This is a genomic window from Huaxiibacter chinensis (genome assembly GCF_022171985.1).
GTDB classification, from domain to species: Bacteria; Pseudomonadota; Gammaproteobacteria; order Enterobacterales; family Enterobacteriaceae; genus Enterobacter; species Enterobacter chinensis_A.
Genome location: NZ_JAJVHF010000003.1, coordinates 276,662 through 299,971, shown reverse-complemented (window position 1 = coordinate 299,971; position 23,310 = coordinate 276,662). Strand labels below are relative to the sequence as shown.

20 protein-coding genes are annotated in these 23,310 nt (G+C 57.2%); 6 read left to right on the top strand and 14 right to left on the bottom strand.

Going from position 1 to position 23,310, the window contains the following annotated elements:
* Positions 1 to 21 precede the first annotated feature (21 nt).
* The 6 genes from LZP96_RS10300 to nasR all read right to left on the bottom strand — a co-directional run bounded on the left by LZP96_RS10300 (position 22) and on the right by nasR (position 10,894).
* Entirely contained in the window at positions 22 to 2,559 is a 2,538-nt protein-coding gene (locus LZP96_RS10300) for a nitrate reductase (RefSeq protein WP_258925934.1), read from the bottom strand.
* Positions 2,556 to 6,542 (bottom strand): nitrite reductase large subunit NirB, encoded by a 3,987-nt coding sequence (nirB, locus tag LZP96_RS10295; protein ID WP_258925933.1) that lies wholly within the window; start codon positions 6,540 to 6,542, stop codon positions 2,556 to 2,558. The genes LZP96_RS10300 and nirB overlap by 4 nt, the downstream gene beginning before the upstream one ends.
* Before the next feature lie 13 nt (positions 6,543 to 6,555).
* Complete coding sequence (locus tag LZP96_RS10290) at positions 6,556 to 7,344, bottom strand: ABC transporter ATP-binding protein (RefSeq protein ID WP_064326368.1); 789 nt, start codon at positions 7,342 to 7,344, stop codon at positions 6,556 to 6,558.
* 9 nt (positions 7,345 to 7,353) lie between these two features.
* The gene (gene ntrB / locus LZP96_RS10285) at positions 7,354 to 8,238 is read right to left on the bottom strand and encodes a nitrate ABC transporter permease (RefSeq protein WP_258925932.1); all 885 of its coding nucleotides are present in this window, start codon (positions 8,236 to 8,238) and stop codon (positions 7,354 to 7,356) included.
* Position 8,239: 1 nt separating this feature from the next.
* Complete coding sequence (locus tag LZP96_RS10280; protein WP_258925931.1) at positions 8,240 to 9,487, bottom strand: CmpA/NrtA family ABC transporter substrate-binding protein; 1,248 nt, start codon at positions 9,485 to 9,487, stop codon at positions 8,240 to 8,242.
* Positions 9,488 to 9,712: 225 nt separating this feature from the next.
* Positions 9,713 to 10,894, bottom strand: coding sequence for a nitrate regulatory protein NasR (nasR, locus tag LZP96_RS10275; protein WP_258925929.1), 1,182 nt, complete (start codon positions 10,892 to 10,894; stop codon positions 9,713 to 9,715).
* Between the two features lie 73 nt (positions 10,895 to 10,967).
* Between nasR and LZP96_RS10270 the strand changes: the two genes are divergently transcribed.
* From LZP96_RS10270 to LZP96_RS10260, 3 genes are all read left to right on the top strand, one after another.
* Positions 10,968 to 11,321, top strand: a complete 354-nt coding sequence (locus LZP96_RS10270; protein WP_064326372.1) for a DsrE/DsrF/TusD sulfur relay family protein — start codon at positions 10,968 to 10,970, stop codon at positions 11,319 to 11,321.
* A gap of 107 nt (positions 11,322 to 11,428) precedes the next feature.
* Positions 11,429 to 13,213 carry a methyl-accepting chemotaxis protein gene (locus LZP96_RS10265; protein WP_064326373.1) on the top strand — a complete coding sequence of 595 codons (1,785 nt, stop codon included), beginning with the start codon at positions 11,429 to 11,431 and terminating at the stop codon, positions 13,211 to 13,213.
* 213 nt (positions 13,214 to 13,426) lie between these two features.
* Complete coding sequence (locus LZP96_RS10260) at positions 13,427 to 13,669, top strand: hypothetical protein (protein WP_064328143.1); 243 nt, start codon at positions 13,427 to 13,429, stop codon at positions 13,667 to 13,669.
* A 43-nt stretch (positions 13,670 to 13,712) separates the two neighbouring features.
* On the opposite strand, the gene LZP96_RS10255 is transcribed toward LZP96_RS10260, so the two are convergent.
* Entirely contained in the window at positions 13,713 to 14,408 is a 696-nt protein-coding gene (locus tag LZP96_RS10255) for a gamma-glutamylcyclotransferase (protein WP_064326374.1), read from the bottom strand.
* Positions 14,409 to 14,569: 161 nt separating this feature from the next.
* Positions 14,570 to 14,800 (bottom strand): putative cation transport regulator ChaB, encoded by a 231-nt coding sequence (gene chaB, locus LZP96_RS10250; protein ID WP_064326375.1) that lies wholly within the window; start codon positions 14,798 to 14,800, stop codon positions 14,570 to 14,572.
* Positions 14,801 to 15,068: 268 nt separating this feature from the next.
* Between chaB and chaA the strand changes: the two genes are divergently transcribed.
* Positions 15,069 to 16,163 (top strand): sodium-potassium/proton antiporter ChaA, encoded by a 1,095-nt coding sequence (gene chaA, locus LZP96_RS10245; protein ID WP_064326376.1) that lies wholly within the window; start codon positions 15,069 to 15,071, stop codon positions 16,161 to 16,163.
* Positions 16,164 to 16,234: 71 nt separating this feature from the next.
* On the opposite strand, the gene kdsA is transcribed toward chaA, so the two are convergent.
* The 6 genes from kdsA to hemA are packed head-to-tail and all read right to left on the bottom strand — an operon-like array spanning position 16,235 to position 21,538.
* The gene (kdsA, locus tag LZP96_RS10240; protein ID WP_064326377.1) at positions 16,235 to 17,089 is read right to left on the bottom strand and encodes a 3-deoxy-8-phosphooctulonate synthase; all 855 of its coding nucleotides are present in this window, start codon (positions 17,087 to 17,089) and stop codon (positions 16,235 to 16,237) included.
* A 36-nt stretch (positions 17,090 to 17,125) separates the two neighbouring features.
* The gene (sirB1, locus tag LZP96_RS10235; protein WP_064326378.1) at positions 17,126 to 17,935 is read right to left on the bottom strand and encodes an invasion regulator SirB1; all 810 of its coding nucleotides are present in this window, start codon (positions 17,933 to 17,935) and stop codon (positions 17,126 to 17,128) included.
* Between the two features lie 2 nt (positions 17,936 to 17,937).
* Entirely contained in the window at positions 17,938 to 18,330 is a 393-nt protein-coding gene (gene sirB2, locus LZP96_RS10230) for an invasion regulator SirB2 (RefSeq protein WP_064326379.1), read from the bottom strand.
* Complete coding sequence (gene prmC, locus LZP96_RS10225; RefSeq protein ID WP_064326380.1) at positions 18,327 to 19,157, bottom strand: peptide chain release factor N(5)-glutamine methyltransferase; 831 nt, start codon at positions 19,155 to 19,157, stop codon at positions 18,327 to 18,329. Before prmC ends, sirB2 begins: the two co-directional genes overlap by 4 nt.
* Positions 19,157 to 20,239 carry a peptide chain release factor 1 gene (gene prfA / locus LZP96_RS10220; RefSeq protein ID WP_064326381.1) on the bottom strand — a complete coding sequence of 361 codons (1,083 nt, stop codon included), beginning with the start codon at positions 20,237 to 20,239 and terminating at the stop codon, positions 19,157 to 19,159. The genes prmC and prfA overlap by 1 nt, the downstream gene beginning before the upstream one ends.
* Positions 20,240 to 20,281: 42 nt before the next feature.
* Positions 20,282 to 21,538, bottom strand: coding sequence for a glutamyl-tRNA reductase (gene hemA / locus LZP96_RS10215; RefSeq protein ID WP_064326382.1), 1,257 nt, complete (start codon positions 21,536 to 21,538; stop codon positions 20,282 to 20,284).
* Between the two features lie 210 nt (positions 21,539 to 21,748).
* On the opposite strand from hemA, the gene lolB reads away from it, so the two are divergent.
* Positions 21,749 to 22,360, top strand: coding sequence for a lipoprotein insertase outer membrane protein LolB (gene lolB / locus LZP96_RS10210; protein ID WP_064326383.1), 612 nt, complete (start codon positions 21,749 to 21,751; stop codon positions 22,358 to 22,360).
* Complete coding sequence (ispE, locus tag LZP96_RS10205) at positions 22,357 to 23,226, top strand: 4-(cytidine 5'-diphospho)-2-C-methyl-D-erythritol kinase (RefSeq protein ID WP_064326384.1); 870 nt, start codon at positions 22,357 to 22,359, stop codon at positions 23,224 to 23,226. The genes lolB and ispE overlap by 4 nt, the downstream gene beginning before the upstream one ends.
* Positions 23,227 to 23,310 lie beyond the last annotated feature (84 nt).

Here is a 23,310-nt window from a genome sequence, read left to right as displayed (position 1 = left end):
TTTTTAGAGCCAGGCGTTACCTTAGCGTGAATCAGAAATATTTTCAGTCTTAAGGGCATTTTCCGGAAAATCCTGAATCATCGCATTTAGCTCAGGCACGCAGGATCCGCAGTTGGTACCACAACGCAGCTTCGCGCCCAGCGCAGCAGCAGAATGGCAGCCTTCCATGATAGCCTGACGGATCAGGTTTTCACCCACGCCAAAGCAGCTGCATATTATCCGTCCCTCATCGCCCCTGGCTTGCACACTTTGTCCATTCAACAAAGCGTGACGTTCGGCGAGTTGTGCCGGTGGTCTGACAAACGCATCTTCAATCACGGCATGCGCCAGCGCAGGTAACCGTTCGTTCTGCCAGAAGCCCAGCATCAGCGCGCCGTCATGCCAGGCAAGCAGGCTACTGCGCCCGCCGGTCTCTGCCGTCTGCACCGTCCAGCCGTGCGAGTGACATTCGCTGATAAGCCACGCCATCAGCGGCTTATCGCCTGCAAGTGTCAGACGTGAAACGCCGCGAGCGGCTTTTCGCCACCAGTGGATGAAAACGGGTAACGCGGGCAGTTCGCGTGCGTAGAGTTCGCCCTGCCAGGCGGGTTGCCATGGCATGATCCTGACTGCCGTTTGCTTGCTTTCCGGCTGGCCGGAGTGCGGATCGCATCGGCTCTCTACCAGCGCATTCACCGCGCCTTGCCGGGCAAAGCAACGACTCCAGTGCATCGGAGCGAAAAGCTCGCCTTCCCGTTGCCCCGCATGGATATTGACCCTGCATACCATCACCCCCCGCGCCGAGCTCAGGCGGGCCAGTTGTCCCTCTTCAAGCCGGTATCGCGCAGCGTCCCTGGGCGAAACACCGACGACGGGCTCGGCAATATGTTCCATCAACCGCGGAACGTAACCGGTACGCGTCATGGTATGCCACTGGTCGCGGATTCGACCGGTATTCAGCACCAGAGGATAAAGCGGCTGGAGAGCAGCGGCGTGGGATTGAGGCTCCACGGGCACAATCCGCCGCTGCGGAAAATGACCTGTCGGCCATTGATAGGGGGTGAGCGCATCCCACTCCTCACGGCTTAACGTGACAAGGTCACGCAGGTTAAAGGCTCGCTCTCCCTGGTTCTCGAATGCCGATAATCCGGCATGTTCACAAAATATGTCGTGCGGATGTTGCCAGCGAAATGCTGCTTCAAAGCCGAGTTGTTTAGCCACCTGAGCGATGATCCACCAGTCGGGTTTTGCTTCGCCCGGCGCGGGCAAAAACGCACGCTGACGTGAGATTCGCCGTTCTGAGTTGGTGACCGTCCCGTTTTTTTCGCCCCAGGCCAGGGCCGGAAAGCGAATGTGCGCGTAACGACTGGTGTCCGTATCCTGCATCACCTCAGAAACAATCACCAACGGACAAGCGGATAACGCCTGGCACACCGCATGGCTGTCGGGCAACGACACCGCCGGATTGGTGCCCATAATCCAGACCGCTTTGATCTCACTGCGGGCAATAGCCTCAAAGAGTTCTACGGCCATCAGCCCCGGCGTCTGGGCCAGCCGTTCGGTCCCCCAGAAGCGGGCAACGCGCGCCAGGTCCGCAGGTTCAAAGTTCATGTGCGCCGCCAGCTGGTTTGCCAGCCCGCCCACCTCGCGTCCGCCCATCGCATTGGGTTGTCCGGTCAGGGAGAATGGCCCACACCCCTCGCGGGCAAATTTTTGACTGGCCAGATGAACATTGATGATGGCATTGCATTTGTCGCTGCCGCTGACGGACTGGTTGATTCCCATCGTATACAGGGTGATGGCGCGAGGCGCGGTGATAAACCAGTCGTAGAAAGTACTGATCGCCTCGACCGGCAGGCCGCAAAACGCCGCCACGCGCGTGACCGGCCAGCCCGATTCACCCTGAATCTGATTCAGCAGCCCGACAAACAGTGCGGCATCGCTGCCGGGTGACAAGGCGAGATGCAGGTCGGCAATGTCGCAGGTGGCGGTCCTGCGCGGATCGATCACCACCACTTTCAGCGCCGGGTTTTCCCGACGCGCCTGCACCAGACGCTGAAACAGCACCGGGTGCGTCCATGCGGCGTTTGACCCGACCAGCACCACCAGATCGGTGTTTTCGATATCCTCATAGCTGCAGGGCACCACATCCTCACCGAACGCGCGCTTATAGCCCGTGACCGCCGAAGACATACACAGCCGCGAGTTAGTGTCGATGTTGGCGGCCCCGATAAAGCCTTTCATGAGTTTGTTCGCCGCGTAGTAATCTTCCGTCAACAGCTGGCCGGAAGCATAAAACGCCACCGCCTGCGGCCCATAGGTGTCGATAACGGTTCGCAGACGTCTGCCCGCCTCGCTCAGCGCCTGCGACCAGTCTGCCTCAGTCTCGTCGACCACAGGATGCAGCAGGCGCCCGTGCAGCCCGGTGGTCTCCCCCAGCGCCGCCCCCTTGACGCACAGGCGACCATAGTTTGCAGGATGCGTATCATCACCGCGCACCTTAACCTCGCCCTGCTGAACGCTTGCAATCACACCGCAGCCCACGCCGCAGTACGGGCATGTGGTTTTGATTTCCGTCATGATGCCTCCGCCCGTAGCACCAGCTCTTCACTGCTGACCCACACTTTGCCGTGCTCAATTTTCACCGGCCATGCCCTGACAGCCGGCTCACCGCTTTCAAACTGACGGCCATCGCGCAGGCGGATCCGCTGTTTATACAGCGGTGAGATGACGACAGGTTCCCCGCCCGCATCCCCCAGAATCCCGCGCGACAGCACCGGAGCCTTACCGCCCGGCTCAACGTCTTCAAGGGCATAGACCGCCTTCCCGAAGCGGAACAGCGCGATTTGCTGCTTGCCCAGGTGCGCGCCGATCCCGGCCTGCTCAGGAATATCGTCGATGGCACAGATCTCCTGCCAGCGTTTTGCAGGCGCGGTTATCGGATCGTTCACGCTGGTGCGGAACAGCGCCAGACGGTTTGGATCGTTCAGCGTGGTTTGCCATTCACACTGGTAACTCTCAACAACCCGCGCCATCTCCTGTTCAAGCTCATGGGCAATGCCCAGGCTGTCATTGACGATGACGTCGCGCAGATACTCGATGCCGCCTTCCAGATTGTCCATCCAGGTGCTGGTGCGTTGCAGGCGGTCAGCGGTGCGGATATAGAACATCAGAAAGCGATCGACGGTGCGCAGCAGCGTTTCGTCATCCAGATCGCTGGCAAACAGGTCCGCATGGCGTGGCTTCATGCCACCGTTGCCACACAGGTAGAGATTCCAGCCTTTATCAGTGGCGATCACCCCCACGTCTTTGCTTTGCGCTTCGGCACATTCGCGGGTACAGCCTGAGACCGCCATCTTGATTTTATGCGGCGCACGCAGGCCCTTGTAGCGATGCTCAAGGGTCACCGCCAGCCCGGTGGAGTCCTGAACGCCATAGCGACACCAGGTCGAACCGACGCAGGACTTCACGGTTCGTAAGGATTTCCCGTAGGCATGGCCGGTCTCAAAACCAGCCTCCACCAGCTCGCGCCAGATTTCCGGCAGCTGCTCCAGCGTGGCGCCAAAAAGATCGATGCGCTGCCCGCCGGTAATTTTGCTGTAAAGCTGATAGCGTTTCGCGATGCTGCCGATGGCAATCAGACCATCGGCGCTCACTTCGCCTGCGGGCATCCTCGGTACAATGGAGTAAGTGCCATCCTTTTGAATGTTGGCGAAATAACGATCGTTGGTATCCTGCAGCGGCAGATGCGCGGGCTTAAGCAGATATTCGTTCCAGCAGGAGGCCAGCACGGAGCCGACCAGCGGTTTGCAGATTTCACAGCCGTGGCCCTGGCCATAGCGGCCGATCATCTGCTCAAACGTATGGATACGGTTGACGCGAACCAGATGGTAGATCTCCTGGCGGGAATAGGCGAAATGCTCGCAGATGTCTTTTTTGACCTCCACACCCTGCGCCGCAAGCTGGAACTCCATCACCTGTTTGACCAGCGCGGTGCACCCGCCGCACCCGGTCGCCGCTTTGGTGCACTGTTTAATCGCCCCGATGTCAGTAGCCCCGGCGAGGACGGCCTGGCAGAGATCCTGTTTAGTAACGTTGTGGCAGGAACAGATTTGGGCGCTGTCCGGCAGAGCGGCGACACCCAGCGCTTTTGGCGCGCTGCCGGCGCTGGCAGGTAAAATCAGCGTCTCGGGCTGTGCAGGCAAGGCGATCCCGTTGAGCATCATCTGCACAAGGGTGGCGTATTCCGTGGCATCGCCCACCAGCACACCGCCAAGCAGCGTGGTGCCGTCCGGGCTCACGACGATTTTTTTATAGATTTGCTGCGGACCATGCGTCCACTGGTAACACAGCGCGCCCGCCGTACGGGCCTGCGCATCGCCAAACGACGCCACGTCGACGCCAAGCAACTTTAGTTTGGTGCTCATATCTGCACCGCTAAAAGCGCTCTCTTCCCCTGCCAGCAGGGCCGCCGCCACCCGCGCCATCTGATATCCCGGGGCGACCAGCCCAAAGATACGTCCCTCCCACAACGCACATTCTCCCACGGCAAAAATATCCGGGTCCGAGGTGCGACAACCGTGGTCGATAACGATCCCGCCACGTTCACCTACGCGCAGGCCAGCGCTGCGGGCTAAGGCGTCCTGAGGGCGGATCCCGGCGGAGAAGACCACCATATCGGTTTCCAGCTCACTGCCATCGGCAAAGCGTAACACCATGCCCGTCGCCGTCTGGGCGATTTCCGTCGTCGATTTTGAGGTATGCACCCCAACGCCCAGGGCTTCAATTTTGCGGCGCAGCATGGCGGCCCCGTCATTATCCAGCTGCACTGCCATCAGATTCGGGGCAAATTCCACCACGTCGGTTTGCAACCCCAGCGACTTCAGGGCGTTTGCCGCCTCCAGGCCAAGCAAGCCTCCGCCAATTACTACCCCGCGACGGGCGTGAGCGGCATGGGCCGCAATGTTATCCAGATCGTCGAGCGTGCGATAAACAAAGCACCCCGTCAGGTCGTGTCCGGGTACGGGCGGCACAAAGGGGTATGATCCGGTCGCGAGAACCAGCTTATCCCAGTGCGTCTCGTGGCCGCTGGCGGTTCGCACTACGCGTTCATCGCAATCGAGCGCCACGATTTGCTGGCTCAGGCGCAGTTCAATTCCGTTTGCGTCAAAAAAATTCTCTTCGACCATCGAAAGCGCACCGGCATCACGATCGGCGAAATATTGCGAAAGATGCACGCGGTCATAGGCGGCGTGGCGCTCCTCGCCAAAGACCACTATCTGATATTGCTGATGCAAATTGCGGCGTACGCAATCTTCAAGGAAATGATGGCCGACCATACCGTGTCCAACCACTACCAGTGTTGGTTTTGTCATCGCATTTTGTCCTGCAACCGGCGGTTGCTCAGTAAATTGATCGAAGAGCCAGCCCTCGTGGGCCGGAACAGACGTAAAGAGGCGTTCGGCGAGCGGGGCCGCACTGCGGCAATCCCCCATCAACACCACGCCGGACAGGGTGCCGTCACGAATGAGCAGACGGCGATAATGGCGGGTCAGCGGGTCCCAGGAGGTCCACACCTTGTCGCCGGGGTGTTCTTCAACGCAGCCAGCGCTGAAAAGCGCTATACCCGTCACCTTCAGCCGCATCCCGCTATCGCCGGGTTCAGCGCAATCAACCGGCTTCCCGGCAAGGCGGGAGGCCAGGATCTCCGCCTGCGCCAGGCAAGGCGCGACAAGCCCATGGGTTTGTCCGTTACGCTCACAGCATTCGCCAATGGCGCTCACGCCGGAATGTGATGTCCGCATTTGCGCGTCCACCACGATGCCCTTGCTGCAAACCACACCGCTTGCCTGAGCCAGCAAAATTCGGGGCCGCACGCCGGTGGCGAGGATCACCCGGGAGGCGGCTAACTGCCGCCCGTCCCTGAGCGTGACCGCGTGTTCCCCGATTGCGGCAATGCCTGAGTCCAGCTCGCAGCGGATGCCCCGCTCTGCAAGCAGGGTTTCCAGTAAGAGGCCGGCCCGCTGATCCAGCTGCTGGTCCATAAGCCAGCGGCCACGGTGGATTAACGTGACGTTGTCACAAGAAAGCCCCAGCGCCGCTGCCGCCTCTACGCCCAGCACACCCCCACCCAGCACCACCGCCGGACCGCTTTTCGCCAGAATCTTCTCGACGTCCTGACGGGTGCGGAAACAAAAAACATGTTGATGCTCGCTGCCGGGTATCGGGGGAACAACCGGTTCGGAGCCGGTGGCGAACACCAGTTCATCCCAGGAAAGCAGCTGTTTTTCGCTGCGGACCTGACGCCTGGTCAGATCCACCGCGAGGATTTTCTCCCTGTTTAACACCGTGACGCCGCGCTCGCGATACCAGACGTCATCATGAAAACGCAGCGCGTCGGCCCGTTTTTCACCCCCCAGCACCGGCGAAAGCTGTATCCGGTTATAGGCATGGTCCGGCTCGTCGCCAATGACGGTAATCGCATAGCGGCCGGGCGCGCGTTCGGTGAGCGACTCAATCAGTCGCGTTGCGGACATACCGTTGCCAATGATCACCAGCCGCATCATCTCCTCCTTATCAGGCCGCTTTAGGCTGTTTTTCGTAGAGGAACTGCAATACCTGCTGGCGCAGATGGTGATAGCGGCTCTCCTCCGCCAGCTGCACGCGGTGGCGCGGACGCGGAAGATCGACCCGCAGGATCTCCCCCACCGTTGCCGCAGGACCGTTGGTCATCATCAGTACGCGGTCGGACAGCAGGACGGCCTCGTCCACGTCGTGGGTAATCAGCACGATAGTGGTATTGAGCTCCTGCTGGATTTTCATGACCGAATCCTGCAAATGTGCGCGGGTCAACGCATCCAGCGCGCCAAAGGGTTCGTCCATCAGCAGCACTTTTGGCTTCATGGCCAGCGCGCGGGCAATTCCGACCCGCTGCTTCATCCCTCCGGAAATCTCCTCCGGACGTTTGTGCAATGCGTGGCCCATCTGTACCCGCTCCAGGTTGTGTTCGATCCACTCTTTCCGCTCGGCTTTATTCATCGTGCGGCGAAAGACCTTATCTACCGCCAGCGCGACGTTGTCGAAGCAGGTCAGCCACGGCAGTAAAGAGTGGTTTTGAAACACAACGGCCCGCTCGGGGCCTGGCCCGGCGATTTCCCGGTTATCACAAATCAGCCCGCCTTCCGTAGGCAAGGTGATCCCGGCGATGAGGTTGAGCAGCGTGGATTTACCGCAGCCTGAGTGACCAATCAGGCTGACGGTCTCACCTTCATGAATATCGAAAGAGACGTTTTGTAACGCCAGGAAGTCACCGCTGGCGGTAGAAAATCGCTGGCTGACGGCCTGTACCTGAATTAACGGTTTCATGTTCGCTCCTTATTTTTCCTGCCAGCTGAAACGACGGGCTATCAGCATCAACCCTTGTTCCAGCAGCAGCCCGACCACGCCGATGATGACGATGGCGATGAGAATGTTTTCAACGTTCAGGTTGTTCCACTCGTTCCAGATCCAGAAGCCGATCCCCAGGCCGCCGGTCAGCATTTCGGCCGCGACAATCACCAGCCACGCAATGCCGATGGAGAGCCGCACGCCCGTGAGAACCGAGGGAAGGACCGCCGGGAAAAGGATCCGGCGCAAAATGGTCCACTCAGACAGCTGCAACACGCGGGCGACGTTGAGGTAGTCCTGCGGAATACGGCGTACCCCTTCGGCGGTGTTGATGACCATCGGCCAGATGGAGCAGATAAAAATGGTCCAGCTGGATGCGGGTTCCGCTTTCTGGAACAGCAACAGGCCGATAGGCAGCCACGCCAGCGGGCTGACCGGCCGGAGCAGCGCGATAAGCGGCGTAAACATGCGCGAGAAAAAGGTAAAACGACCGATCAGAAATCCCAGCGGGATCCCCGCCATTGCGGCCAGGCCAAAGCCGATTGCCACGCGCTCAAGGGACGCAAGCACGTTCCAGCCGATGCCCATATCATTAGGGCCGTCGCGATAAAAGGGATCGGCAAATAGGGTGATCGCCGAGTCCAGCGTGCTAAGCGGTGTGGGAAATCCTTTGCTGTTAATGGCCGCCAGTTGCCAGAGCACCACCAGCAGCCCCAGCCCCAGAACGGCGGGAATAATGCGCTGCAAAAGTGCGTTAACCCGGCGGGCAAGCGCCGGAACCGGACGACGTACCTGTCGTGGTGGCAGCACGATCACTTCGCCGCTTACGGCTTTTTCTTCTTCGGTGACGTGGAGAGTTTGCGTCTGTTTCATATCAAGCCCCTGTACGGTGAATAGCAAAGCGACGGGCATACCCCTGCGGATCGGCACCGTCCCAGACGGTGCCATCCATCAAGGTGCTGGTGCGCATCGTGGCGGTCGGTACGGTAATGCCGCCTGCCGCGGCGGCAGCATCTTTCCAGACGGCAGTTTGATTAATACGCGCGGCAATCCCCTGGTAGTCCGGGTCGGTTTTCAGCAATCCCCAGCGACGGAACTGGGTCAGGAACCACATCCCATCGGAATGCCAGGGATAGCTGACTGCGCCGTCGTTAAAGAAGCGGATAGGATGGGCGTCCTGCCAGCGCTGGCCGATACCGTTGTCGTACTCACCCAGCATGCGTCCGGTGAGGTACTGCTCTTTGGTATTAAGCCAGGCGCGACGCGAAAGGATGGCTGCCGTTTCACGTTTATTTTCGGGCGAGGCCTCAATCCAGCGCTGCGCCTCCATGACGGCGCTGACCAGCGCCCGTGCGGTATGAGGATTTTTTTCCACCCAGTCGCGGCGTGTTCCGAGGATCTTCTCAGGATGTTCCGGCCAGATGGACTGCGATGTCGCCGCCGTGAAGCCAATACGATCGTTAATCGCGCGCGCATTCCACGGCTCACCGACGCAAAAACCGACCATGTTGCCAATCCGCATATTCATCACCATCTGCGGAGGCGGGACCACCACGGTCCGGACATCGTCGAACGGATTAATCCCGGCGCTTGCCAGCCAGTAGTAGAGCCACATGGCGTGCGTCCCGGTCGGGAAGGTGTGGGCAAAGCTGTAGGTCCCCGGCGCCTGCCGATCGATAAGTTTCTTCAGGCCATCAACATCCCGGACGCCTTTTTCCAGCAGATCGTTAGAAAGGGTGATCGCCTGCCCGTTGCGGTTTAACGTCATCAGGTTGGCCATGGGCTGGGGTTTTCCGGCGATGCCCAGCTCCAGGCCATATAACAGGCCATAGAGAATATGTGCCGCGTCGAGTTCGCCCGCGACCAGCTTGTCACGTACCGCAGCCCAGCTCGCTTCTTTCGTGGGGACAATCGTGATGCCGTGTTTTTTATCAAACCCCTTCAGCGCGGCAATCACCACCGGCGCGCAATCGGTTAAGGGGATAAAACCAATACGCACCGTCTCCTGCTCCGGTTTATCGGAACCTGCTGCCCATGCGGCCTGCATGACGCCGGGGAGTAATAACGCCCCGCCTGCCAGCGTACCTGCCTGTAAAAAACGCCTTCTTGTCCAGTCCGCCATGCTCGCTCCTGAAAAAAGCCAAAAAAAAGCGCCCGACAATGCCGAAGCACTGCTGGACGCCTTTATCCAAAACGCACGCACCGCCGTTGGCGCGTCGTTAAAAATGGTAATTAAGATAATGCAAAGGGGATGCCAGGTTTACACGCCTTGCCGGGCGGCGTTTTGCCCCTCCCGACCACCCACGACGCACCTCAATCAGGCAGAAATTGCCCGCACATTGTGCAGCTACCCCTTAGGGGTTAACTGCCATAACGTCTTCACGGTTAACAGAGCCTGGGCGATATCGACCATGCGCTGATTTTTATCCATTGCCATTTTCCGAAGCGCCCCCCAGGCCTGCTCCTCACTCATATTCTGATGCGCCATGAGCAGGTTTTTTGCTTTATCAATGGTTTTTCGCGCCTCCAGCGTATCGCGAAGGGAGGCAAGCTGGCGGGAAAGACGCTCAATTTCGCCTGCCTGCTGCCTGACCAGCGGGAGCAACGCCTTATCGGGGAAAAGGGGCAAGATATTGTCCTCCCCCTTGAAGAGAGGCGCTTCAGGTTCAAAATGGATACGTGCCTGCACGTCCGCCATCAGATCGGCGATGGCGTCCTCTTCAAGCGCGCGGAGATTTTCCAGCCGGGTTGTTTGCAGGTTAAACCAGTTCAGGGCGGTCGACCCGTTGTCATCCGCAGGCTGCCGGGTGCAGGCAATACGGCGCAGTTTTTCGATGTCGCCATGCGGCTGGGCGTGCGCGTGGAAAGCGGTTTGCATCGCGGCATTCACCCGCGTTAAAAAGATCTCAAAACAGGCCTGCTGCGCCTCGATGCGATCGACCAGGGTCTGGCGCATCTCATCGCTGAAGTGCCCTTGCGTGAACCCCATCGCCCCCAGTGCACGCTCCTGCCCTACCCACTCTTTGCCCTGCATAAGGCTGTAGAGTGCAACGAATCGGCCCGCTATTTGCGGATCGTCAATGCTGTCATTGAGCTGCGGGATGATACTGAGTAAATGACGCAACGTGCGGCTGTACTGCTCCATTGCCTGATGCGCGGTAATGTTTAGGTTTACGATGGCCTCGCGAAGCGCGGTAAGTCGTTCCAGCTCGCCCAGCGCCATGGCAATGCGCTCGCAAAGTGCGCTGCCCGAAAGAGTGGAAGGCGAGTTCAGCGAGCGGTGAAATGCCGTGAGGGCTTCATCCACCAGCGCCCGGCTGGCTTTGCATTCAGGCGCGTAAAGCTGGCCATGCGAACAGAGCCAGATGTTGGACGCCCCGCGCTCGCACTGTAACATATGCACCAGGCGACTCAGGTGGTTCACCAGCGTGCCGCATTGCGCGAGGTGGTTTAGCTGCTGTTGACGGATCTTTTTTGCCCGTTGAAACCATTCGGTGGCGCCGGGTGGCCTGCCAGTCATTGTCGTCATGCTTACTCTCCCGGGTCAGTGTCTTCAGGAGAGAAAGCAATTTCCATGCCCTTTTCATCGAACAGGAGTCAACATGCAGAAAATCGTTATTGTCGCCAACGGCGCAGCCTATGGAAGTGAATCGCTTTTCAACAGCCTGCGCCTTGCCATTGCCTTGCGCGAGAATGAAAGCGAGCTGGATCTCAGGCTGTTTCTGATGTCCGATGCCGTGACCGCAGGGCTAAAAGGGCAAAAACCCGCCGAGGGATATAATATCCAGCAGATGCTGGAGATCCTGACTGCGCAAAACACGCCGGTAAAATTATGCAAAACCTGTACGGATGGACGGGGTATCACCGCTCTGCCGCTGATTGACGGGGTAGAAATCGGTACGCTGGTAGAGCTGGCGCAGTGGACCCTGACCGCCGACAAAGTATTAACTTTCTAATAATAAAGGCGCGAAAATAGTTTTTTCTTATGGACGCGGTTACACCATCAAGTTCCCTGCCGGGTTGCCGATAGGCATCTTAAGTCAACTTTGCAGGGTTCTCCTTTATGTTCCAGTCCATTCGTGCCCGTATTCTCTTGGTCACTACCAGCTGCCTGGTGGTCGCCCTTCTGCTCAATACCATTATTAATTTTCAGGTGACCCGCAAGGATAACCAGGCATCACAGCACGATATTCTGGCCAGCACCAGCGCCAGCCATAACATGGCGATTGCCGACTGGGTGAAGAGTAAAATGATGGTGATTGACTCTGCGCAAACTCTTGCCCTGAGCGACGATCCGATCCCCGTGTTTAAGCAGCTGGCGCAGGCGGGCGGTTTTACCAACGTCTATGTGGGTTATGCCACGAAAACAGCGAAATTCTCCGATCCGACAGGCGTGCCTGCCGACTACGATCCGACGGTCCGTCCCTGGTACCAGCAGGTCTTACATGACGATGCCCCGGTTGTGACCGCCCCGTATGTGGACGCGGGCACCGGCAAACTGGTGGTGACATTTGCCGTGCCGGTTAAAGAAAATGGCACCCTGCGGGCAGTGGTCGCAGGCGATGTTGCCATGGACAGCGTGGTGGCCAATATTCGGGGTATTCATCCAACGCCTGCGAGTAGCGGTTTGCTTATCGACAGCGACGGCACCGTCATTGCTGCTAACGATCCGGCCCTGACGATGAAAGCGTTCAGTGAGACGGTAAAAGGGGTCGATCTGGAGGCGCTGAAACAGGGCCGTGAAGCCGACGGGACGTTGGCAGATACTGAAAAAACCTTTGTTGCCACCCCGATTGCCGGTACCCACTGGTTGCTGGTTGTGGCCCTCGACAGCAATGATGCGACGTCAGGAATGCGCTCGTTGCTGAAAGCCTCCGCCCTGTCGCTGGTGATTCTGGTACTGATTAGCGCCACTCTTGTGCATCTGCTGATTGCGCGCCTTCTGAAACGCCTGTCGGATATTCGTGACGCCATGCACGCTATCGCGAATGGCACCAACGATCTTTCCCAACGCCTGCCGGAAACGGGACAGGACGAAGTGGCGCAGATTGCCCATGCCTTTAACGCCTTTAGCGACAAACTCTCTCAGGTGATGATGCGTTTGCGCGATGCCAGCGCATCGGTTAAAAACGCCGCGCGTGAAATTGCCGCAGGCAATCAGGACCTCTCCGGGCGCACCGAGCAGGCCGCGTCAAGCCTGCGCGAAACCGCCAGTGCGGTCGAGCAAATCACCACCTCCGTTTCGCAGTCGAACGACTCCGCTGCCGAAGCGAACGAACAGGCAAGCAACGCGTCGGCGGCCGCCTCGCGCGGTGGCGACGTGGTTTCCCAGGCCATCAGCACCATGCAGTCGATCGAGGTTGCCTCCACCCAGATTGGCGACATCACCAGCGTGATAGACGGGATCGCCTTCCAGACCAATATTCTTGCCTTGAACGCCGCCGTCGAAGCTGCACGCGCGGGTGAACAAGGACGTGGATTTGCCGTGGTTGCGGGCGAGGTGCGCAGTCTGGCCAGCCGTAGCGCGCAGGCCGCCAAAGAGATTAAAACGCTGATTGAGGCGACGACCCACAGCGTAGCCACCGGCTCACGCTATGTCCACCTTGCCGGGGAGAGCATGGATGAGATCCGCGCCAGCATCGGCAGCGTATCGGGTATTATGCGCGAAATGTCGATTGCCACCCGCGAACAAATGAAAGGCATTCATGAGATCAATCATGCGGTCACGCATCTGGATCGCATGGTGCAGCAAAATGCCGAGCTGGTTGTACAATCCGCCGCTGCCGCCGGTGCGCTGGAAAGCCAGGCGGGCGACCTTGCTGAAACGGCCAGTCATTTCCGCATTTAATTTTCTTCTGGCGCGTATCTGCCTGTACAAATACGCGCCTGCTGAATGCTTTAAGGCATTTTGTCATTTTTGTTTAATCGTTATGCCATTTTTTGATCAAAATCAGCATCGCCCCCCTTCTCCTTTGGTGTTATGCCACTCGTACATTGTGAACAACATCACACGCAGGATTAACCGCAGGGAGTGCGTTGTTTCCGGACTATGGGGTTAAAAATGGCACTGGTAAAAACAAGTTTGAAATTATTTGGCGGGGATACCGTTGTTGTTCGTTGCTCAGAGCGTTGCCATATTCATCTGAGAAGCGCTCAGGCACAACGGCAAGCCCAGGTGGATATTCTGAGCGTACAAAACAGGGATAACGCGTGGCTTACGGTGCCGTACACCGGTATCTGGGATGTCTTAATCGACAGCCACAGCCCGTCGCTGGAACATTCGGTCAGTTACGTGGCGGCATAAGGTCGGTATTCGCCCGGCAAGCAGCCGCTTACGGGCGAATGTGTTATGCAAAGCCGGGACGGAGCTGTCCTTCACATCCCGGCCCCTCCAGCAGTACCTTAACGCGGGTCACCAGTTCATTCAGGCAGTCATCCTTCATGCCCAGACGCGTCAGCTCCTGATCCAGCGAGAAAAGATATTGCGCGTTAGTGCCGAGCGGGCCGCTGGCGGCCGCAATCAGGGGCGCTATCACCTGAGCACGGGTATCAGCTTCATAAAGAGGATGGCGCGGGTCCATGATAAACACCAGCGCATTGACGGTGCGGCCGTCGTCCAGATCGAGTTTGCACCAGCACGGCATATAGCAGCCGGTGATCATTTCGCGTTTCCAGAGCAGCGACAGCTCCTCTTCCAGGGTGTCATCGGGCAACCGATAGGCGACACCCGTGGTGCGTCCGCCCTCTTTCAGTGCAAGCATACGACCCGGCTGGCAGGGGGTACCCCGACCGGCGGTCAGGCGCAAACAGAACGCGCGGTGCCAGCCAGGCAGCGTACCCGTTGCCGATTCAACAAACTCCAGCGCGGGGTTCCACATTAAAGACCCGTAGCCAAACACCCATACAGGGCCATCATCGGGCCGACAGGCAATCGTGGCGGCAAGGGACGCCGCACGCTGTTCAGCCGACCAGAGAAGCGATTCCTCAATGGCACCAAATGCCGTCTTACAATCCGCCTTCATTAAGAAATCACGCGTTAACATATTTACCTCCGCCACTGCATGCTTCCCTGCTACAACTGTTATCCTGGTATCGTGCGCTGTTCATTTTCACAGCAATGCAGGAACGATAAGCAAATAACGGGCCGGTTGCAATACAACAGCGCGTCAACCGCCTAAAAAGCTAACGCGCAGGCGGTTTCAGGCTATTTCTTTTTATGCCATTTATCATCGTCTCCCTTTTCATAATCATTTTTCACGGCAGCCCAGGCGACCTTATGTGCGGTTTCTTCCCGGCTCGCATCGTCGCGCCGGTCGTCCTTATCTTTATATTGATCCCAGGCGCTGTTGAAAGCTTCTTTATAGATTTCCTGCGCATGGGCAGGCAGGACATGCTGCACGCTGTCGGGTAGATCGGTTTTGGCTTTATAGGGCATCGTAAACCTCCTTTTGCAGTAAAAGGTAAGTGTGGTTGAGGATGCGCGGTCATGCCAGGTCAATTCATTTCTTGATAAACAGTCATTGTTATTTATTTGTTATATATAGCTTATTATCACTTAACCGAGAAATTCAGACCTCTTATGACAATTTAATGGCAAAGGGTAAAACTAAGTAAACTATTACTGGTTTTGTCGCCGATCTGTTAGTTTAATGGCCTGCAATTTATATCTATAATTACAATCATCTGCACTGATGGAGAATCGCATGACAACAACGCATGAGGCGGTTAAAACCCGCCACAAGGAGACGTCTCTCATCTTCCCGATTCTGGCACTGGCGGTGCTTTTCTTCTGGGGAAGCAGTCAGTCACTGCCAGTGGTCGTTGGAATCAATATACTTGCTCTTATTGGTATTTTAAGCAGTGCGTTCAGCGTGGTTCGCCATGCGGACGTTCTGGCGCACCGCCTGGGTGAACCTTACGGCTCCCTGATTTTAAGCCTTTCTGTCGTGATTCTCGAAGTGAGCCTGATTTCTGCATTGATGGCCACGGGCGATGCGGCACCCACGCTCATGCGTGACACGCTTTATTCCATCATTATGATTGTCACCGGTGGCCTGGTCGGCTTCTCGCTTCTGATGGGAGGGCGAAAATTTGCCACGCAGTATATGAACCTGTTTGGTATTAAACAGTATCTGATCGCGTTATTCCCGCTGGCGATTATTGTTCTGGTTTTCCCGATGGCGCTTCCGGGGGCTAATTTCACGACCGGCCAGGCGTTACTGGTGGCGTTGATTTCAGCGGCAATGTACGGCGTCTTCCTGCTCATTCAGACTAAAACGCACCAGAGTTTGTTCGTCTATGAACACGAAGACGAAGGCGACGATCCGCAGCACGGCAAGCCCTCGGCGCACAGCAACATGTGGCACACGCTTTGGCTGATCGTGCATCTTATTGCCGTTATCGCCGTCACCAAGATGAACGCGAATCCCCTCGAAACGTTACTCACCGAGCTGAACGCACCGGTGGCCTTTACCGGCTTCCTGGTTGCCTTGCTGATCCTGTCACCTGAAGGGCTGGGGGCATTGCGAGCGGTACTGAATAATCAGGTTCAGCGCGCAATGAATTTATTCTTTGGTTCGGTGCTGGCGACTATCTCTCTCACCGTACCGGTGGTGACGCTGATTGCCTTCATGACCGGCAATGACCTGCATTTTGCGCTGGGCGCGCCAGAGATGATCGTGATGGTGGCTTCATTACTGCTCTGCCAGATTTCGTTCTCTACGGGCCGCACGAACGTGCTGAATGGCGCGGCACATCTGGCGCTGTTTGTCGCTTATCTGATGACGATATTTGCGTAATCCCTTATGCGGGGTCTACCCGGACCCCGTCAACCCGCCCCATAAAAAAACCCGCCGAAGCGGGTTTTTTATTAGTTGCTGGTATCCAGTTCGTCGAAGCTTTTCACCAGATCGTCAATGGCTTTGATCTGTTTCAGGAACGGTTCCAGTTTATCCAGCGGCAGCGCGGAAGGACCATCACATTTCGCATGCTCTGGATCCGGGTGTGCTTCGATGAACAGACCGGCAATCCCCGTCGCCATCCCCGCACGCGCCAGCTCGGTAACCTGCGCACGGCGGCCGCTTGACGCAGCGCCAAACGGGTCGCGGCACTGCAGCGCATGCGTGACGTCGAAAATCACCGGTGAGTTGTTGGAGACTTTCTTCATTACGCCGAAGCCCAACATATCCACCACCAGGTTGTCGTAGCCGAAGTTCGCGCCACGGTCACACAGGATGATCTGGTCGTTACCGCCTTCAATGAATTTGTCGACGATGTTACCCATCTGGCCTGGGCTGACGAACTGTGGCTTTTTCACGTTGATAACGGCACCGGTTTTCGCCATCGCAGCCACCAGATCGGTCTGGCGCGCCAGGAACGCAGGCAGCTGAATAACATCAACCACATCCGCAACCGGCTGGGCCTGTGAGGCTTCATGAACGTCGGTGATGATTTTCACGCCGAAGGTCTGCTTCAGCTCCTGGAAAATCTTCATCCCCTCTTCCAGGCCCGGGCCACGGTAGGAGTTAATAGACGAACGGTTGGCTTTATCAAAAGAGGCTTTAAACACGTACGGAATACCCAGTTTCTGGGTCACAGTCACGTAGTGCTCGCAGATACGCATCGCAAGATCGCGGGATTCCAGCACGTTCATACCGCCAAACAGCACGAACGGCAGGTCGTTTGCTACCTTGATATCACCAATGCTAACCACTTTTTGTTTCATAAGATCGCCTTATTCAGGTATGAATCGGATGTCAGATTAATGCAGTGTAATTTGTTTATGCGCGATCGAATTGATCTGCGCGCGAATCATTTCGCTTATCGGATCTTCCGGACACTGCTCGACGAAGTAGTTCAAATCGTGCAGCGCCACGTGATCGCAGTCGAGCTGAGCATAGATAAGCCCACGGTCGCGAATTTCATACGGATCTTCAGGATTGAACTGCAACAACACCTCGCTGGCGCGCAAGGCCAGTTCCATCTGACGCTCTTCCATCAGCGCCGACTTGAGGGTGTCTAACAGTTTGCGAATCACTTCTGCGTTATCCGCCTCATCCAGATCTTCATTGAAGAGTTCAGCCACCGGGCTGATATTCCCCTTAAGCCAGACGTCCAGCGTGTGCTCATCAAGGGTGTCGCCATTGAAAGGGTTAATTAACCACATTTCCCCGTCCAGCCACTCCGCACGCAAAATCATCTGCGTCGGGAAAATAACAGGCACCAGCGGAATATCCAGACGGTTGGCGACCCACAGCAATACGGCGCCCAACGCAACCGCACTGCCCTGGCGATTTTTCAGCACCTGATCCAGCCATAACGCATCGGAAAGACGGTACACGCCGCGCGTGTCGCTAAAGCCCCATTCGCCGTAAAACAGCTCGATCAGTTTCTCAAGCTGCCAGTCTTGCGGACGCGCCTGATTGATCTCTTCGCGTGCCAGGCTCACCAGGCTTTCCAGCTCATCGTAGACATATTGCGACGTGAAATCGTCACGAATCATCTCGGTGATCAGAACCATACCATCGCAAAGTGGTACTTTATTAAATTCGAAATCGGCTAAGGACCTCATACTTACCCCAGTAACGGTATTCTTGTGGTGGCGAGTTTAATGATGATGTACAGCACCACCAGCCCCAGCAGGAAGGCAGTAAACCCTGTCTGCTGGCTGCGCGGACGACGACGTCCTAGCGCGATAAAACCCAAAACGATGTAGATGATAACGCCAAACAGCTTCTCAGTCAGCCATGCGCCTTCATCCGTAAACGGCAGATAGCCGGTGACCGCCATCAATCCGGCGCCCGAGAGGAATAAAACGGTGTCGATACAATGCGGAGCGATGCGCACCCAGCGGGCGTTGATCAGCGGATTATTGCTGTAACGCCACCAGTAGCGCACCACGAAAAAACTGATGGTGAGGATCACGGTGACGATATGCAGGCTAATCAGCACGTCAAAGCCGCTCATGACACTCTCCCCAGCGTAAGGCGGTCATTACCCCCGTAGTCGCGACAGGTTTCGGTGTCGGCGTAGCCGGCTTGCAGAAACCGCTCGCGCACCGCCTGCCCCTGGGTCCAGCCGTGCTCAATCAGCAACCAGCCCCCGGGTACCAGATGCTGCCGTGCGGTGGTGATAATGTGTTCGATGTCCGCCAGACCTTCATCCGCAGCGACCAGCGCCGTTAACGGTTCAAAGCGCACGTCACCCTCGTTCAGATGCGGATCGTGCTCATCAATATAGGGAGGATTACTGACAATCATTCCGAAGGACTGTCCGGCAACGCCGGTAAACCAGCTGCTCTGCAACACCTGGACGTTGTGAAGACCAAGACGTTCGACGTTACGTTTTGCCAGGGCGACAGCATCAGGCATCACATCGAGCGCGGTAACCTGACAGTCGGGCCGTTCGCTCGCCAGCGCCAGCGCGATGGCTCCGGTCCCCGTCCCGAGATCGAGAATGCGGCACGGCCCGGCGGGCAAACGCGCCAGCGCCTGCTCAACCAGGCATTCGGTATCCGGACGCGGGATCAGCGTAGCCGCCGAGACATACAGCGGTAAGGACCAGAATTCACGTTCACCCGTGAGGTGCGCCACGGGCTCGCCGCGTTTGCGCCGGGCAAGCAGCTCAGTCAACTGCGTTTCCTGCGCCGCGCTCAGCGCCGTTTCGCCAAAAGCCAGGATAAAGCTACGTGCCTTACCCGTGACATGTTCAAGCAGAATTTCGGCATCGCGCTTTGGGCTTTCGCTTTCAGCCAGTGCAGCGACGGCCATGCGCAGCCAGTGCTGAAAATCCATTAGTCCTGATCTGCCAGCGCCGCCAGCTGATCGGCCTGGAACTCCTGCACAATCGGCTCAATCAGCAAATCGAGTTTGCCTTCCATCGTTTCATCCAGACGGTAAACGGTGAGGTTGATGCGATGGTCGGTCACGCGCCCCTGCGGGAAGTTATAGGTGCGGTTACGATCGCTGCGATCGCCGCTGCCCAGCAGGTTACGCCGCGTGGACGCTTCTGCCTGCTGACGTTTTGCGACTTCAGCGGCGCGAATACGCGACCCCAGCACAGACAGCGCTTTCGCTTTGTTCTTGTGCTGCGAACGTTCGTCCTGACACTCCACCACAATACCGGTTGGCAGGTGGGTAATACGAATCGCCGAGTCGGTGGTGTTAACGTGCTGTCCCCCCGCGCCGGACGATCGGAAAGTATCAATACGCAGATCGGCGGGATTAATATCAGGCAGCTCGGCTTCAGGCAGTTCCGGCATCACCGCAACGGTGCAGGCCGAGGTGTGAATACGCCCCTGGGATTCCGTCGCCGGCACACGCTGCACGCGATGACCGCCGGATTCAAACTTGAGTCGGCCATAGACGCCTTCCCCGCTGATCTTGGCAATCACCTCTTTATAGCCACCGTGTTCACCCTCGTTGGCACTGAGAATTTCGACACGCCAGCGACGTGATTCAGCGTAACGGCTGTACATGCGGAACAGATCGCCGGCAAAAAGCGCGGCTTCATCACCACCGGTGCCTGCGCGGACTTCAACGAACGCATTGCGTTCATCGTCAGGATCTTTAGGCAGGAGCAGAACCTGGAGCTGCTGCTCCATCTGTTCGGCGCGTGCTTTGGCGTCCTGTAACTCTTCCTGCGCCATCTCGCGCATTTCAGGATCGTCCAGCATCATCTGAGCCGTTTCGATATCTTCCTGAACCTGCCGCCAGTCGGTAAAGCAACGCGAAACATCGCTTAACTGCGCATACTCGCGCGACAGCGCGCGAAAACGATCCTGATCGGCAATAGTCGCGGCATCGCCGAGCAGGGCCTGAACTTCTTCATGGCGCTCGTGCAGAGCTTCCAGTTTAGCGACGATAGAAGGCTTCATAGGCGTAAAGTGCACCTTGTCATAAAAAATGGGTATGTGGCGCTATTCCAGCCCGAGGCTGTTTCGCAGAAGAGTCAGGCGTTCGTCATCCCCGTCACGGGCGGCCTGTTGAAGTGATTTGGTTGGCGCGTGGATCAGCCGGTTGGTCAGCTTCCAGGCCAGCTCCTGCATGATCGCCTGCGGATCGCCGCCCTGTTCCAGCGCGGCCATCGCTTTGGCTGTCAGTTCATTACGCACCTGTTCAGCCTGACCACGGTATTCGCGAATGGTCTCGCTCGCGCTTTGCGCACGCAGCCAGGCCATAAATTCGCTGGATTCCTGCTCAACGATCGTTTCAGCCTGCACGGCCGCGGCTTTCCGCTGCGCCAGGTTATGCGAAATAATGCTTTGCAGATCGTCAACGCTGTACAAATAGGCGTTTGCCAGTTTGCTGACTTCCGGTTCGACATCCCGGGGGACCGCGATATCCACCAGCAACATAGGCTGATTTCGCCGCGATTTCAGGGCGCGTTCCACCATGCCTTTGCCAATAATTGGCAGCGGGCTGGCGGTAGAGCTGATAATAATATCGGCTTCCTGCAGTCGTTCGTCGATGTCGCTCAGCGCGATGACTTCAGCCCCCACTTCATCCGCCAGCGCCTGAGCGCGTTCACGGGTGCGGTTCGCGATAATCATCTTTTTAACGTTATGCTCGCGCAAATGACGAGCGACCAGTTCGATGGTTTCGCCCGCGCCGACCAGCAGCACGGTGACCGTTGAGAGGGATTCAAATATCTGACGCGCCAGCGTACAGGCGGCAAAAGCAACGGAAACCGCACTGGCACCAATGTCAGTTTCCGTTCGCACTCGCTTGGCAACAGAGAAAGATTTCTGGAACATCCGTTCCAGCTCACTCGCCTTCAGGTGCCCTTTCTGGGAATCTGCAAACGCTTTTTTAACCTGACCCAGGATCTGGGGTTCACCCAGCACGAGAGAGTCCAGGCCGCTGGCCACGCGCATAAGATGGCTTACCGCATCGTTATCCTGATGCCAGTAAAGACTCTTACGCAGCTCCTCTTCGTTCAGGTTGTGATACTCACACAGCCAGCGAATCAGGGCTTCATGCAGGTTATCCTGTTCTTCAACGCTCAGGTAGAGTTCGGTACGGTTGCACGTAGAGAGCACCACGCCGCCTTGCACCATGGGTTGGGCAAGTAAGCTATCCAGCGCCTGGTCGAGCGTATCCGGCGAAAACGTAACACGTTCTCGCAGCGAAACCGGGGCTGTTTTATGGTTAATACCGAGTGCTAAAAGGGTCATATGAGCGGGAGTAGTACCAGCGTTAATAAGGTTAGCAGGTCGCATCATACAGGATGCGCGAGATCAATAAAAGAGACTGCCCCCTTTCGGAGTAATAGGCCTTCCACGCTAATTTGATGATTTAAGACAATATGAACGTAGACGCTGCCCTCACCCGGCGCTAGCATTAAGGGTTATAACTGCAACGTATCTCAAGGATTTGTCATCATTATGACCCGAATGATTCGCCTGCTGCCTCTGGCCGCCCTGGTTCTCACCGCCTGCTCGATCACGCCACCGAAAGGACCCGGTAAAAGCCCTGACTCGCCACAATGGCGTCAACACCAGCAGGACGTGCGCAGTTTAAGCCAATATCAGACGCGCGGCGCCTTTGCTTATCTCTCTGATGACCAAAAAGTGTATGCCCGTTTCTTCTGGCAGCAAACCGGACAGGATCGCTATCGCCTGCTTCTGCTGAACCCGCTGGGAAGCACGGAGCTTGAGCTGAATGCCCAGCCGGGTCAGGCGCAGATAACCGACAATAAAGGTCAGCGTTATACCGGAACGGATGCGGAAGAGATGGTCGGCAAACTGACCGGAATGCCTATTCCGCTGAACAGTTTGCGCCAGTGGATCCTTGGTCTGCCGGGAGACGCAACGGATTATAGCCTCGACGACCAGTACCGTCTGAGGGAGATGAACTACACGCAAAACGGTAAAAGCTGGAAAGTGGTGTACGGCGGTTACGACAGCAAAACCCAGCCTGCTCTGCCCTCCAATATGGAGCTGACCCAGGGCAGCCAGCGTATCAAACTGAAAATGGATAACTGGATCGTTAAATGATGACCCTCTGGCCCTCTCCGGCAAAACTGAATCTGTTTTTGTATATCACCGGACAACGCCCCGATGGTTATCACACTCTGCAGACGCTTTTTCAGTTTGTGGATTTTGGCGATACCCTGTCAATTGAACCCCGTCAGGATGGGCAGATTCACCTGTTAACGCCGGTTGAAGGTGTTTCTCACGACGACAATCTCATCGTCCGTGCCGCACGATTACTGATGAAACGCGCGGCGGAGTCCGGGCGTCTGCCCGCCGGCAGCGGTGCCGATATTCGTATCGACAAGCGTTTACCTATGGGCGGCGGCCTGGGTGGCGGCTCGTCGAACGCGGCGACGGTGCTGGTTGTTTTAAACCACCTCTGGGGCTGCGGGTTGTCGGAGGATGAACTGGCGGAGCTCGGCTTGACGCTGGGCGCTGACGTGCCGTTGTTCGTGCGCGGCCACGCGGCCTTTGCCGAAGGGGTAGGCGAAATCCTTACCCCCGTTGATCCTGAAGAGAAATGGTATCTGGTGGCCCACCCTGGCGTGAGCATTCCGACCCCGCTTATCTTTAGCGATCCGGACCTGCCGAGAGACACGCCCGTTCGGTCAATAGAGACGTTACTAAAATGTGAATTCAGCAACGATTGCGAGGTTATCGCAAGAAAACGTTTTCGTAAGGTTGATGCGGCGCTTTCCTGGCTGTTAGAATACGCGCCGTCGCGCCTGACTGGCACCGGTGCCTGTGTCTTTGCTGAATTTGACACCGAAGCTGCCGCCCGTCAGGTGCTTGAGCAAGCCCCGGAATGGTTGCAAGGTTTTGTAGCGCGTGGGATGAACATCTCTCCCCTACAGCAAGCCATTCTGGCGCAGACTGAGTTTCGGTGACAACGTCACCCCTGTTCCAGACGTTGCATCGCGCTCTTTAATACACGCCTGGATAGTTTTCGCCTGGCCCGCACAGTTTGTGGC